Here is a 14,291-nt window from a genome sequence, read left to right as displayed (position 1 = left end):
ATAGTGAATCCAAAGTCATCCTAAACATTGAAAAGTTGGTACATCAACATTCTTCTTGACAAGACGTAGAAAAAACCGTTAGCCCGGGGTTCACGCCAGACTAACGGTTTTTATTTACTCTGCTTGATTAGCTGGATCTAAAACTAATGATTCCGCCAACAAAATTTCACTATACAACTTATAAATAGTCTTCGTATCAAACCGATGCTCCAAGGCTAAATCATACAGGTACTGCCGTTCCGCATCAAAAGCATACATCAACGCACGCCGCTCTTGTAAGGCTTCATCGCCGGTAAACAACACTGGTTCCCAACTACTCTGTCCCCACTGTTGTAAGAAACGACTTAGCTTATTTTGCTGTAATTGGTCGCGTAAATCATAAGTCACACTCGCCCGCACGGCTGACGTCAAGATTAAGGGTTCAATACGCGTCAGGCCAGCTGCGACCATCGCTTGACGCATTGTTGCCACTTTCGGTGCCATCACGACGGCTGTCGTATCAGTCGGTAATAGCCGTGGCAAGATCAGGGTCGGCACCAGCATGCTGAATAAGATCACGACAGTCTCAACTAGCAACACCAACTGATTATCGGCCGCCGTCAAGACCGACACAGATAGTGCCAAGGCTAACGTTACAGTGCCATGCACGCCACCTAGCGCAAAAATCACCGCGTGTGACTGGGCTAGATGAATCAGCCGTGCATAGCCATATCGTAAAATCAATGCCAGGCCATAAATTAATAGGCCTAACCACAGCCAACGCATCGACCCCGCTCGATAGCCCATCATAATTCGGGCCAATAAGATCCCTAAAACCACAAAGACAAAGCTATTCAAAATTTCGGTGCCAAAGTTAATCAGTTGAACTGACAAATGAAATTGGCGAGGATCAGAGAAGCGGCTACGTTGGGCCTCGCCATTGTAGACCAATCCCGCACTGACCACCGCAATAATACCAGATAATTGGCCTAATTCAGCTACCAAATAAATAAGAATTGGTGTCATTAAGTAGATAATAATTTGTGATGAGGCCAAGTTCCAACGCGACCGCAACAACGCCTGCCGCGCTAGCATGAGTAAAAAGGCCACGCCAGCGCCAAAAAGCACCCCACCACCGGCTGACCACAAAAAGGCCAATAGGTTCTGACCCAATGCCAAGTGTCCACTGGTGTACCACAAGACACCGGCCTGTAAGATAATCAAGCCGGTCGCATCATTGAACAGCGCTTCCATTCGTAAGACTGTGCCAACGTGAGCGGGCAAGTCACGACCACCCGTAACGGAATCTAACGCGGTGGCATCGGTCGGCGCACTGATAGCCACCATTATCAACGCTAATGGCCATGCAACCGCCGCTAAAACGTGCACGGCTAGTCCAACAATAATCGCAATTGCGACCGCCAAGCCGACTGCCGTACTTAAGATCAACTTTAACTTTCGTCGAACAATTAAGACCCGCGTATTCTGACCTTCAAAGAAAAGTAGCGGTGCAATCACAACCGTCATAAAGATTTCATTATCAAAGTTCAAGACGGTGGCATTCGTAAACGGCAATAAGCCGACCAAGATGCCGACTGCCAGATTGACATAAGTTGGCGCGATTTTTTTCAACCCCTGCGCCAATAAGTTACTGACAGCGACCGCAATTAAAATCGTAAACGTCGATAAATATAAATTAGTTTCCATATGGTTATCCTCATCTCAACTAAAACTTAACTTAATTGTACGCGTTTAGCGCTTTAATTGGCTAGTAACACCACCGATTAACAAAAAAGCGAGGTGCCGGTTAAGCATCCTCGCAACCCCAAAGTAATATTTTCTTTAGAATAATCGCTTAATTTCTTAGTTGGTCACCCATCGCAAAGGCTGCCACGCAGCCAAAACCGGTGTGACTGGCAATCGTCATGCCAATCGGGTAAATCTGCACATCTGCCGTACTGATAGTTTTGATAATCCGCGCTTTGACGACTTCGGCCGCCGCATAATCGCCACTAGTCGTCACAATCACTGGTTGATCAGGGTCACTTTGCATCACCGCTAGCGTTTTATCCGCGAGTTCAAACAAGGATTTCTTCCGCGTTCTTGTCTTAAACACCTGGCGTAACCTACCATCGGGATCAACATCCAAGATGGGTTTAACTTTCAGTAACGTTCCTAACGCAGCGGACGTTCTGGAAATCCGGCCGCCGTGATAGAGATACGTTAAATTATCAACCGTAAACCACGATTGCAGGCGTAGCTTATTCTCATCAAACCAATTGACGAATTGATCTAACGTCGCCCCAGCTTGTTGTAATTTGATGGCTTGTAACACTAACAACCCTTCACCACCACTAGCTGCCAAGGTATCCACAATCCGAATATCGGCATCCGGATACGTTTCTAATAGCATTGCGCGGGCTTGATGAGCACTCGACATTGAGCCACTGAGGCCTCCAGAAAAGCCAACGTAGACAATCGGCTGTTGCCGTTCAACGTATGGCTTAAAGAAAGCCACGTACTCTCCGATATTAACTTGGGTCGTCGTCGGCATCGTCCCGGTTTGAATCTTTTGATAGAACGCATTGATGTCATAACTTTTCCCAAAATCATTGATTAAATCTTGATCGCCTAGCTTGGTATGAAAACTAATCGCAGCCACATTACCAGCCGCTAAAACTGCCGCTGGTAGATCACACTCTGAATCAGTCAGTACTTGATACATGTTTCATCCCCCTATAGTTAGGAAAGTCGTATTTTCAATCTCCAAATCATCATACCATGGATTCTAACACTTGGTCGCTTTTTAAATTAAGGCCGCTTCAATGACGACTGCATTAAAAAAGACGGCTGATTGAAAAAATCTCAATCAGCCGTCTTGATAACTAAGCGAACGACGTGTTAAACCCTTATTCTGGCCGGTTAATCCCAACACTTGCCTTAACATAATCATTATCATCCGCGGCATGCATGACTAAGTCTGCAATGGCGCGTCGTGAGACATCATGACCACCAAATGGCGTTCCTTTTTGGGTGACTTCATAATCATCGCTGCCATTATCGAACCACCCTGGCCGCACAATCGTATAGTCTAAGTCGGACGCCTCAATCACGTCTGCTGCCGCGCGATATCCCCGCAACATCGGGTTACTGTTCACATTCCCACCAGCACCTAAGCTCTCTGGAATTTCATTATAGATCCCCATTGAAGTAATGAAAATCAACCGTTTGACTTGAGCTTGATGCATCGCCTTAATGATACTTTCAGCCATCGCTTTTAAGTTACCGCTCAATGCCGCAAAAACCACATCCTGACCTTGCATGGCTGAGGCTAATTCGGCCACCCGATTGACGTCGCCTTTCATCACCGTTTCGCGGGCGGCATCGGCCACTAACCGATTCGCATGCCGGGCATACAACGTTAATTGGTCATCGCTATTCGCTAATAAATAATCCCGCACGGTCCCACCAACTGAACCGGTTGCACCAATAATTAAAACTTTTTTCATCATTAACCCTCGCTTTTTTTAATAAGTTGTGACAATTGCTTGCATAATCTGTAACTGACCATTAATCGACTTAATCGGCATCACGGTATTCAACGGCCAAGCGTGCCGCCCGCTACCATGAATCGAGGCGGTCACTAAGCTCTGTCCCGTTAATTGCCAACCATCAGCCGTTGCTTTGATGGTAACCTGCTGTTCTTCGGACTTGAAATAATGCATCTGCCCGTTCTTAATTTGCGCCAACCATTCTGACCGGGGCTGCACGTAGCCGGTCATGTGGGTTAACGTAAAACTCGGTGCTAATAACTGAGCCAGCTGATCAACGTCCGCCGTTGTCATGGCTTGATTGTATTGCTGATATAGCGTCATGAGTTCATTTTCCATCTTTATCACCTGATTTATTTTAATCAACATCGTTAGTATAAGACGTTGCAGTTACTGCAAGGCAAGCCTTTTATTCATTTTATTTTCGTTCGCCGGGAACAATTAAGCCAATTGCCGCAACTAAGGCGATCAATAGTAACACCGCCCCCGTCAAAATCGCGTGTTGAAAGCCAATGACTTGATTGTGCGCCATACTTTGAACGGCGACTAAGATCGATAGTCCAACGGAACCGCCAATTTGGTGCATCACATTTACAACCCCTGACGCCGCCCCGGCATCTGCACCTTGTGTATGCGCAACCCCGGCAGCGGTAAATGGACTTAAGGCCAAGCCTTGACCAATCCCAATCACGACCATCGGCAAGGCGATCCCCAGCCAATAACCCGTGGCAGGTGTAAAGAAACTCAACCAAAACATGCCAATTAACGTTAACCCGATGCCGACCACTAGCAACCCACCGTTACCCCACTTGGTAGTCAAGCGGGCGACTTGGAGTGCCACAATAAAGTTCACAATAGTGAGCGGGAAGAACGCAACCCCAGCCATTAAAGCGCTAAAACCCAATTGGTTTTGCATCAATTGCGGGGTAATGAACCAAAACCCCAGCATCGACCCTAAGTACAAGAACCGACCTAAGTAAGCCCCAATCCGTTCACGGTCAGCAAACAAGCGTAACGGCATAATGGGTTGCGTAGTCCGATGTTCTTGAACAATAAAGATTGTGAGCATCACCACGGCCAAGATTAAAGCTGGGACCTTCTCCCAAGTCCCGACGATACTGTAAACTAACGCACTCATCCCAACTAACGACGTCAACGTCCCAATCCAGTCGAGCTGACCGCTTTGTCCCGTGTCTTTTGATAAATGGCGCACTGCCAAGTAAAACATCCAAATACTAATTGGTACATTAATGAAGAAACCAACCCGCCAAGTTAAGAGACTGGCAAAGACCCCACCAATGACCAAGCTGACACTGGCCCCAATTCCAGCCATCGCCCCATAATACGCAATCGCCCGGACCCGTGCTGGCCCCGTGTACGTATCCATCAGGATGGCTAGCGTTGTCGGGGCTAAGATTGCCGAGCCGATACCTTGAAAAGCCCGCGCCGCAATAATCATTGGCGCATTAACGGCCAAACCAACGATCAAAGATCCTACTCCAAAAATAACCAGGCCGATTTCAAAGACCCGTCGCCGCCCAAATAAATCACCAGCACGGCCGCCTAATAATAAAAAGCCACCGAAAGTTAAGGAATAGGCACTGCTAACCCACGACAGTGTCTGTTGCGTTAAATGTAACTCCTGGGCGATTTTCACCGTCCCAGTAAAGATAATTGAATTGTCTAACAAAATCATGAAGTAACTGAATAGGATAATTAATAAAATCCAGTCAAACCGCTTATTCTTTGTCATAATGTTGCTCCTTGTCTTTAAGTGAATAAATGCAGTTTAGACCCTTGCAGTAACTTCAAGGCAAGTCTTAATTTGACTTTTTTTACAGAAAAAAGCTGTCAACTTTTCAGTGACAGCTTTTCAACAGTTAACTTAGCTTCTTCATTTAGGAATATCAGATGGTGTCTTCCGTCTACAAAAATAACTTAAGTCCAATCAAAAAGACCGGTTGCCCGGCCTTTTTCATTAATCTTCTTGTTCAAGCTTAGCTTGATGTTGCCGTTCTAGTTCACGTAATTCTGCCTCAGTCGTTTCCATATGATCATAGAAATGGTTTAACTTATAATTCAAATGGTCAATTGCGGCTTGTAAATCATCGCGCTTTTCTTCCATGACCGCCAATTGTTCTTTTAAGATGGCTTTTTGTTCCTTAGTATTGTCTTCTTGGGCATCAAATAATTGAATATACCGCCGCAAACTTTCAATACTCATCCCAGCTGCCCGCATTTGAGTGACAAAGCGAATCCGGCGCAGAATCCGATCATCAATATCCCGGTTGCCAACTTCAGTGCGGTCAATGGGCGGAATTAACGATTCCTTTTCATAATAACGAATTGCGGCGGATGAGACGCCAGTTTGTTCACTTGCTTCTTTAATATTCATACTCTGATTCCTCCACTAATAGACTGGCCGGTCTTGCCCTTGCGTTGCTGGATCAGCTATCCCAATACTATCACGATTATAAGCATTCGGGTCAGCAATTAGTCGGACAACCACGTCCGCCACACTTTGCCGCGAACCCGAAACACCGGCATATGGCTGGTCTTTCGTTGTCACACTGTAAGTCACTTCATCACGATCGTTCAACCACGGTAACCGTAACGTCGTGTAATCTAGACCAGAAGCCGCTAACAAGGCATCTGATTGTCGGGCTGAGGCCATACCACTACCAATCGTCGCCTCATTCCAACGCCCAAATTCACCGGGAACTTCATGGTACAATCCCAAAACGTTCGTGAACAAAACCCGCTTAACACCGGTGGCTTGCATTGCGGCAATCACGTTACGGGTCAACCGATTATTCGCATCATGATCAACGACCGCTACAAAAACCATCGTTTGTCCGGCCATTGCTTTAGTCACACTAGTAACATCCGTAATGTCGCCATCAATCAAGGTGACCCGGTCATTTTCAGCCAATTGTGCCAACCGACTAGCCTTGCGTAAAAACAAGGTTAAAGCGACGTCTTGGAAGGCTGGTTCCGTTAAAAGACGCTGTTCAACAATCCGGGCAATCTGGCCATTAGCGGCTAAAATTAAAACTTTTTTCATCATATCGCTCCTCAAAAAAGACTATTTTCAACTTGAATGACCATAGTGTAGCCCCTTGCAGTAACTTCAAGGCAAGCGTTAAACCAGATTTATTTCAAACTAATTTTGAAGATTTATTGCATTTCTGACCACCAAGTCTTAAGTGCTGCTTCCGCATGCGCCACTTGACCAGTCGTCATCCCTAAACCAGGCGCAACCTTAACTCCGGGAAGCAATTGGTTAAAGTCCGCTTCATAATCGCCGGGCGTCCCCGCATCTGTGTAGAATGGTGCCACAGTGCCCTGATAACCAGCCAACTGGGTCAAAAAGGCCCGGACCGGCGTCGCTACCTGACCCGACCAGACTGGCCCGCCTACTAAGATGAGTTTGGTTGCCGTTAAATCTGGCACCGGATTGGTTAAGCGCGGTAACTGACCAGTCGCTAACTGTTGCTTAGCAATACTAGCAGTGGCATACATATCAGTGGAAAAAGTATCTGCCGCCACTGTTAGATCCACCCGGGTGGCCCCGGTCACTTTTTGTAACGCCGTTGCCATCTTAGCCGTCGTGCCTGACCATGAATAAGTCACTAATAAAATTTTAGTTGTCATTTTAACCCCTACTTTCACTTATTTGACTATCCTTAGACTAGACCTTCAACTGAACTTTAAGTCAAGCTTGGAGCGCAAAAAAAGCAGGCATCAGCCAGCTTATTGCCGCCAATCCCTGCTTGTTAAAGCTTAGTCCCCCACTGGATGCCAGCCATTTTTATCAGTTAATCGATTAAGCATCGTCATATCGGCATCGCTAATCTCAAAATCGAGCTGCGTGTTAGCTTCAACGTGCGCCATTGCCCGTGCTTTTGGTAAAGGTGCCACGCCATTTTGAATAATGAAGCGTAACGCTAATTGTGGCACTGAAACGTGGTACTGATCAGCGACCCGTTCAAGTTCTGGACTGCTAAGCAAACCGCCCGTTGCTAACGGCGAATAAGCCTGTACCACAATCTGGTTGGCCTTCGCCGTTTCAACGATTGTTGCTTGTGTATGGCCAACATAGTATTGAATCTGGTCAACAGCCGGCTTAACCGTCATCCCATCCCAAGTCAATAAGTTTTCCAAGTCAGCTGAATTGAAGTTCGAAACCCCGATAGCTTTGGCGCGGCCGCTAGCATAAATATCTTGCATCGCCCGCCAAACCTCACGATTCTCCGCATCATGGTTAGACCCCATCTGTGCCCATGGCCATGGCGCGTGGATAATATAAGAGTCGACGTAATCTAAGTTCAATGCCTTTAAACTACTATCGAAATCCGCCAAAGTTCCTTCATAAGTCTTCGTCTCACCAGGTAACTTTGTCTGAACAAAGACGTCATGGCGGTCAACATCGGCGTCCGCTAACGCTTCACCAACACTCTGTTCATTTTGATAAGCCTTCGCAGTATCAATAAACCGGTAGCCCGCTTTCAAGGCATTGCTAACGGCGTCGTAAGTTTCTTTACCTGGCTTGGTCTGCCAAGTTCCAAACCCAACTTTTGGCATTTTTAAGCCATTATTTAACGTAAACGTTTCTGTAATTGTGTTCATTTAAAGTCCTCCTCTAATTAACTGTCTTTAGCTTAGGCCCTTAGTCCTACTCTAAGGCAACTAATTAGTCTCAATAATGGCCAATTCCAGCAACTAGCAAAAAGTAAATGATCTCAATAACTGCTAAGCCAGCCGCCATGACCAACGCTTTAAGTTGCCCCCAGCGTGAAGTCGTCCATCTTAAATCAAAATAAAGCTCACAAGCAATGACACTAAAAATACCGATCACCATGCCGACACCTGGCTGTATAAAGAACATCACCCATGGTCCCAAGACCGCACAAATCAGAGTAACCCAACCAGATACCTGACGTGTCCCTTGAACAAACTTTTGCATCTCGTTCACCCCCAGGCATTCATTATTCACTACTCTGACAGTAAACACAACCTACTCCGCTAACGACTCGCCCTCAATGTGCCTTACCAGTCGAAAACCAACAATCTATTGACTCAAAAAATCAGTCACCACTGAACCTGCATTCAGTGATGACTGATTCTTAGTCTTTAGTACCTAATCTCATTAATTTTGATAGGCTCTTGAAACCACATCCCAATGGACACCGGCATCACCGGAATTTTCCAAATATCCCTGATTACTAATTCGATAGTAAGCAATCATAGGATTAACATGGGGATCAGCGCCCTGTGCCTTCATATCTTCGGTGTCATGATTTTCCCGCACATCAATGTAAACTAGACCGTCATTTTTCATCTCAGTCTCGAATAAGAAGTCGTGGATCGTCATGCCTTTTCCTGCATAGTTTGACTGCAAATCTGACCAGACCCACTCATTCACCTGTTCAGTCGTTAAGTTCTTCGTATCAACTCCAGCCTGCTGAGTCGTGGTCGTTGCTGGCTTATCTTTGGTTGTTCGCACATTGGACTTATCCACCGATTCTGAATGGCTGCTTGAAGATGACTTCGTTACTTTTGAACTGACTGACGATGAACTGCTAGCTAATGATGATGACTTTTTGACTTTCGTGCTAGTGGCTGTCACCGGTTTAGCTGTCGTCGTTTGACGTGGCCGCAAAATCAACCACCCACCTAAAATAACTAAAATTAATACAATTACGGTTACTCCAGCTTTTTTCAAAATAATGCCCCTTTTCTCCTCCAAAAAACAATCCTAACTAATATCCTAATTTTACTATAAGTCAGTCTCAAATAATTGATTTCTACACACAAAAAAACGCGCCAGCTGCATAAATACAGTTGGCGCGTTTAATCGCGGTATTGGTAAAAACCAGTAGGGGTGACGTGTTCCACAACATCAGTGACCCAAGCAATCCGAAATACGTCGGAAAAACATGCCCCGCTATCAATTTAGTCACTAGCCGCTCGCGCGGAACCGCCATTACTGACGATCTGACTCTATCGACTCATCGCAGTAGTAACTGTAACACCTTTTCAGAAATACCACAAGTTTTTAAAGTAATTATCAATTCATTTTTTCAATCCGGGGCTAACATAATTTTAATTATATGCTAATTGATTTTAATACTTGCCGATTAAATCTATCATTTCAAGATATTAAAACTAATATACAGCTATTATTATCCTGTTTTCATTCATAAATATTAAGTAAACACCTTTGGATTGTTTTATATAGTCAATAAGGTAACCTCACTGCAAAGTTTAAAACGAGTTGAACAATATTTATTTTTCAATATGACTTAAACATGGTATATTTAACCGGACACTAACGGGAGGGCACAACAATGACATGGTTGATGACCGTCATCACCATTTTTATGCGACCACTAAACTTTCTCGTCACCATCACGAATCAAATCGGTGGCTGGTCGTACGTGGTTTTATTCATGATTATCTTTTTAGAATCAGGCTTTCTGGCGTTTGCATTTCTGCCAGGGCAATCTTTACTCTTTCTCAGTAGTTCGATTGCCGCTAACGCCGATTCAAAACTAAATATTTGGCTATTATTAGTCGTCTTTATCCTGTCAGCCACTGGCGGCGCAATGTTGAAGTATCAACTCACTCGACGGGCTGATCATCGTTATACCCGCTTGAATCAAAGCCTTAATTCAAGCAAACTAGATACCACTAAAGCACTATTCGACCGCCATGAAAAGCCGTCGTTACTCTGGGGCCGCTTCATCCCATTTGTCGGCTTATTCGTCCCGGTCATTGCCGGCACGACCGCCATGGATTGGCATCACTTTGAGATTTGGAACTTTCTTGGCGTCTTGCTCTGGGTCGGCAGTTGTTGTTTCTGCGGCTATTACTTCGGTGATTGGCCGTTTGTTCAAAATAATTTCACTTGGATTATGTTGGCCTTAATCTTCCTACCGATCATTGCACGCTATGGCTACCAAGCAATCAAACGCCATCATCTAACCACTAGCAATTCATAAAAAATACCCACCTTAACCAGTCGGCGCTTCACTTCCCTGGTTAGGTGGGTATTTTTTGTTAAATTGTATTGTCTTGGCTCTGACACAACTCATAGCATAACAGCTGATTGTAAAGCTATCATAAAGTTATTGTAAAAGTTTCGTCTATTCAGCCGCATCCATAATCGTATTCAACCGATCAATCTGGGCTTCGAACCACGTGGTCAATAATTTCAAAGCCCCCGCACGGTCCGCCAAGACATCATCGGCACTTCCAAGTTCATCGATTCGTAAGCCAGAACGAAAGGCTTCAGATTCAGCAATCATGTAAAGATTGATTGGCATCGTGTCTTCAGCGACCGTTACTTTACCAATCTCAGTTAAGTTCGCCAACGGTAAGTTAATCACACTCGTTTCCAGCCGAAAGCTGATTGCTGGGTCGTGTTCCGTGGTTAAGTTTGCTTGAACTAATTGATCCTTGGCAACCGCATCTAAAAAGCCATTTAACCAAGTCGCCAATTGATCAGTTAACTGATCATAATCACCCTTGAGCGATGTCGTTGTCAGCTCTTCAGCGGTAACGGCATCAATAAAATCTTGCACATTGCGTTGCATCGTATCCCCCACTTTATGAATTCGTTTGCTTTCGCCAGCGCGTCAACAAGACGACCGTATAAAAGTTCACGGCCAAACCAATTGCCGCCACCGCTTCCAGCAATAATTTAATTTCCATGCCAGCCATACTTTGATAACCAGACACTAACGCACTAATCAAGCCTAATGAATAGATCAAGATCACTAGTCCCAGTACATAAAAGCCTAACATGCGATTAACATAGACCGCTAAAATGCCGACAAAGTAGAGCACTAAAGCAATCAGTAATCCTTGCCACATGTGGGCCGTTGAGACGTGCGTTGTTGATAAGTGTAGTTGACCAGCAGACATCAGCCAATTGACGATACCGTAACAAAAAAATGACACAAACGCAAATGCGACTAGCCGAGTTAACTTCACGCAACCACCCTTTCACTTAATCGGTGATTAACTTGGTAATATCAGCGGGTGCGATCCCCGTAAAGTACGTATTCAAGTCAAGCGTACTCAGCTTCTCGGCCACCGTATCATGATCATACCGTAGGCCCGTTAAAGCCGTCTCAACATCGTGCACATCACCACTACCAAAGAAATCACCGTAAAATTTAATTTGTTGGATATGACCATCTGCCACCAAGAGTCGTGCATCGATCGTTCCCATATCAAAATGTTGACGCCGTTTGACTGTAAATTCTGGTGACTTTCCATAAACCCAATCCCAATTAGCATAATAGTCTTCGTAGATTTTATCAATGGCTTTTTGTTGTTCTGGCGTGATTTGGTAGGCTTTATCGGCGATTTCTGCCAAATCATCGACTTTAAATAGTTTTTTCAATAAGGTATCTCGGAATTCAGGAACCGTGATAGCTTGATACTCTGGTGCCAGATAAGGCCGTAGATTTGTGACCCGACTACGCACTGACTTGATCCCTTTGGACGCAATCTTATCAGTCGGCACGGTCAACGCATGTGGGACCACATCTAAGTCAACGTTTAGCATTAACGTCCCATGTGAGAACGTCTTGCCGTTCCGTGAATACATAGCATTGCCCGAGAACTTCTTACCATCAACTAACAAGTCGTTACGCCCGCTAACCGTCGCCGTGGTAGCCCCCATCGCATGCAACGCATCAATAATCGGCTTGGTAAACGTCTTAAAATCACCAAACTCTTGACTATCGCTATCAACCACGAAGCTGAAACAGAGATTGCCGAGGTCATGATAAACGGCGCCCCCGCCAGATAACCGCCGGGTCACTGTAATGTGATGTTCACGAACATAATCGGCGTTGATTTCCTCCAAGGTATTCTGGTTACGGCCAACAATAATACTTGGTTCTTCATAGTAAAACAAAACTAACGGTTCATCAAAGTCAACATTATTCATCAAATATTGTTCTGTGGCCAAATTCCGACCGATATCATGATCCTTCATTGCAACGTAATACATTCGCTCTCAGCTCCTCAGCTATTTAGATAAGTTCATCATACCCTAAGACTAAAAAAAGGACCCACAAAGTGAGTCCATTTCTTGGAAGAATCACTAAAATTTAGTGTGGATTCTTCATCCCCCAAATATCATTTATCCACAATCCAGATCCTCGAGCGTATTGATTGGCGGCTAACGCTCTCCCCGGATATTTCGTGCCATCAATAGATGGAAGTTGGCCAGTCGGTTATCCGAAAATTAGCGGAAACGCTGTATACTGCACTAGCTATCACTTGACGGGTTTGTTACAACAATTGGGTAACGTTGATACTGACCTTAGATTCTTCCGATAGGTCAAATATAGCATAGAATGTAAGCGATTGCAATGACTGTTGGATAATTGCTGGTTTATCGGTTCGGTTAGCTTTAAATACGCTTGGTGCTAGTTGGTTTAAATTGTCACTCTGGCTGGTCCAGAATCGGCTGGAACGTGGTGGCCACGTTTTTGAGCCCAAAAGCGGTCTCAAAAGCCGGGCTTTATCTAAGGCCGGAAAATCACCGACCAAGATAAACGACACCACTGAGCCAATTCTGGTCCGCCCGACGTTAACTAACGGTAATTGAAAAATTAACGATTGATTACTTTCAGTTTAGTCATTTAACCGAGATGTTGCATTCTAAAATGCTCAGCTGTGTCGTTGTTCTTAAACCGGACTTAGGCCAAGGCCAGTTTTGAAGACCGTTGTTGGCTTCAAAATAGCCCATGACGTTCCAGTATTTTAGAATCCAACCGGCAGGCAGCAGTTTCAACTCGCACCAAGTGTATTTAAATCAACTTATCGATGACCAAGATCGTCAGCCGGATTATTGGCTGTGGTACGGATCTTTTTATTTTACAAGCCGAAACGTGTTCGGACCAACTGCTCCCTGCGCTTGCTACGCGACTCAATCATACCGGAAAATCACCGGTATCATTGACTCACTAAGCAATGCTCAGGAGCAACCCGTTGGTCCGAACACTCTAAAAAACATCCCAGTCAGCCGAAGCCAACCAGGATGCCTGAAATTAATAGCGGTCGTAATCGCTATCTATCTGATACTTATATTATAAGTCGTTGTGGTAGCGCTGCCAAGTTTTAGGTTCGGTTAATAACCAAAAGATTCACCCCGCTCTTTACCGGGTTCGCTAAACTAAAAGGCTTACAGTTCATTGATTTAATGCTAAAATAGTGTTATTAATTAGCTACTAAAAACGGGGGTAACCATTATGTTACAACAATATCAAAATATCTTGGTACCAGTTGACGGTTCCAAGGTCACCGAAGAAGTGCTAAAACGCGGCATCGAAGTTGCCAAACGCAATAACACCCATCTCGACATCTTAAACGTACTTGAAGTCAACCAGTTCAGTGACACCTATGGCGGGGCAGTCAGTGGCGATGTCATCTACAAACTTTCAGAAGACGTTCAAAAACGCCTCGAAGAATTAAAACAAGAAGCCATCGACGCTGGTGTCAGTGACGTTGAGATGCACGTGCGGTTTGGGAATCCTAAGACCGTCATTGCCCGTGAATTTCCAGCCGACCATCACAATGAATTAATCATGATTGGCTCAACTGGCCTGTCTGCCGTTGAACGTTTAATGGTTGGTTCCGTCACCACTTACGTCAGCCGTAACGCGGTCTGCGATGTCTTAATCGTTAAACCAGATAAATAAATAACCTCGAAATAACGCGGTGACGCGTTATTTTTTT

At 45.0% G+C, this 14,291-nt stretch carries 16 protein-coding genes; 2 read left to right on the top strand and 14 right to left on the bottom strand.

The window, feature by feature from the left end:
• Window positions 1-114: 114 nt before the first annotated feature.
• The 11 genes from FFM80_RS06185 to FFM80_RS06135 all read right to left on the bottom strand — a co-directional run bounded on the left by FFM80_RS06185 (window position 115) and on the right by FFM80_RS06135 (window position 9,255).
• Window positions 115-1,686 carry a cation:proton antiporter gene (locus FFM80_RS06185; RefSeq protein WP_137640017.1) on the bottom strand — a complete coding sequence of 524 codons (1,572 nt, stop codon included), beginning with the start codon at window positions 1,684-1,686 and terminating at the stop codon, window positions 115-117.
• A 148-nt stretch (window positions 1,687-1,834) separates the two neighbouring features.
• The gene (locus FFM80_RS06180; RefSeq protein WP_137640016.1) at window positions 1,835-2,704 is read right to left on the bottom strand and encodes a DegV family protein; all 870 of its coding nucleotides are present in this window, start codon (window positions 2,702-2,704) and stop codon (window positions 1,835-1,837) included.
• A 184-nt stretch (window positions 2,705-2,888) separates the two neighbouring features.
• The gene (locus FFM80_RS06175; protein ID WP_137640015.1) at window positions 2,889-3,488 is read right to left on the bottom strand and encodes an NAD(P)H-binding protein; all 600 of its coding nucleotides are present in this window, start codon (window positions 3,486-3,488) and stop codon (window positions 2,889-2,891) included.
• A gap of 18 nt (window positions 3,489-3,506) precedes the next feature.
• The gene (locus FFM80_RS06170) at window positions 3,507-3,869 is read right to left on the bottom strand and encodes a nuclear transport factor 2 family protein (RefSeq protein WP_171001045.1); all 363 of its coding nucleotides are present in this window, start codon (window positions 3,867-3,869) and stop codon (window positions 3,507-3,509) included.
• 79 nt (window positions 3,870-3,948) lie between these two features.
• Window positions 3,949-5,283, bottom strand: a complete 1,335-nt coding sequence (locus FFM80_RS06165; protein WP_137640013.1) for an MFS transporter — start codon at window positions 5,281-5,283, stop codon at window positions 3,949-3,951.
• A 225-nt stretch (window positions 5,284-5,508) separates the two neighbouring features.
• Window positions 5,509-5,925, bottom strand: coding sequence for a MerR family transcriptional regulator (locus FFM80_RS06160; RefSeq protein WP_137640012.1), 417 nt, complete (start codon window positions 5,923-5,925; stop codon window positions 5,509-5,511).
• A 15-nt stretch (window positions 5,926-5,940) separates the two neighbouring features.
• Window positions 5,941-6,597, bottom strand: a complete 657-nt coding sequence (locus FFM80_RS06155) for an NAD(P)H-binding protein (RefSeq protein ID WP_137640011.1) — start codon at window positions 6,595-6,597, stop codon at window positions 5,941-5,943.
• Window positions 6,598-6,707: 110 nt separating this feature from the next.
• Window positions 6,708-7,184 carry a flavodoxin family protein gene (locus FFM80_RS06150; protein ID WP_137640010.1) on the bottom strand — a complete coding sequence of 159 codons (477 nt, stop codon included), beginning with the start codon at window positions 7,182-7,184 and terminating at the stop codon, window positions 6,708-6,710.
• A gap of 129 nt (window positions 7,185-7,313) precedes the next feature.
• Window positions 7,314-8,159, bottom strand: a complete 846-nt coding sequence (locus FFM80_RS06145; protein ID WP_137640009.1) for an aldo/keto reductase family protein — start codon at window positions 8,157-8,159, stop codon at window positions 7,314-7,316.
• Window positions 8,160-8,229: 70 nt separating this feature from the next.
• Window positions 8,230-8,496, bottom strand: a complete 267-nt coding sequence (locus FFM80_RS06140) for a hypothetical protein (protein ID WP_137640008.1) — start codon at window positions 8,494-8,496, stop codon at window positions 8,230-8,232.
• A 183-nt stretch (window positions 8,497-8,679) separates the two neighbouring features.
• A complete protein-coding gene (locus FFM80_RS06135; RefSeq protein ID WP_137640007.1) occupies window positions 8,680-9,255 on the bottom strand; it encodes a hypothetical protein in 576 nt (191 codons plus the stop codon).
• Between the two features lie 625 nt (window positions 9,256-9,880).
• Between FFM80_RS06135 and FFM80_RS06130 the strand changes: the two genes are divergently transcribed.
• Window positions 9,881-10,534 (top strand): VTT domain-containing protein, encoded by a 654-nt coding sequence (locus FFM80_RS06130; RefSeq protein ID WP_223877309.1) that lies wholly within the window; start codon window positions 9,881-9,883, stop codon window positions 10,532-10,534.
• Window positions 10,535-10,678: 144 nt separating this feature from the next.
• On the opposite strand, the gene FFM80_RS06125 is transcribed toward FFM80_RS06130, so the two are convergent.
• From FFM80_RS06125 to FFM80_RS06115, 3 genes are read right to left on the bottom strand one after another with little or no spacing between them, the layout of a single operon-like run.
• The gene (locus FFM80_RS06125) at window positions 10,679-11,128 is read right to left on the bottom strand and encodes a hypothetical protein (RefSeq protein WP_137640006.1); all 450 of its coding nucleotides are present in this window, start codon (window positions 11,126-11,128) and stop codon (window positions 10,679-10,681) included.
• A 13-nt stretch (window positions 11,129-11,141) separates the two neighbouring features.
• Window positions 11,142-11,528, bottom strand: coding sequence for a hypothetical protein (locus FFM80_RS06120; RefSeq protein WP_137640005.1), 387 nt, complete (start codon window positions 11,526-11,528; stop codon window positions 11,142-11,144).
• Window positions 11,529-11,544: 16 nt separating this feature from the next.
• Complete coding sequence (locus tag FFM80_RS06115; RefSeq protein WP_137640004.1) at window positions 11,545-12,558, bottom strand: lipoate--protein ligase; 1,014 nt, start codon at window positions 12,556-12,558, stop codon at window positions 11,545-11,547.
• A gap of 1,246 nt (window positions 12,559-13,804) precedes the next feature.
• Between FFM80_RS06115 and FFM80_RS06110 the strand changes: the two genes are divergently transcribed.
• Window positions 13,805-14,254, top strand: a complete 450-nt coding sequence (locus FFM80_RS06110; protein WP_137635002.1) for a universal stress protein — start codon at window positions 13,805-13,807, stop codon at window positions 14,252-14,254.
• The last annotated feature ends 37 nt before the right edge of the window (window positions 14,255-14,291 follow it).

Source organism: Lactiplantibacillus dongliensis (genome assembly GCF_005405105.1).
GTDB classification, from domain to species: domain Bacteria; phylum Bacillota; class Bacilli; order Lactobacillales; family Lactobacillaceae; genus Lactiplantibacillus; species Lactiplantibacillus dongliensis.
The sequence above is the reverse complement of the archived record's forward strand: the minus strand, read 5'-3'. Positions and strand labels throughout refer to the sequence as shown.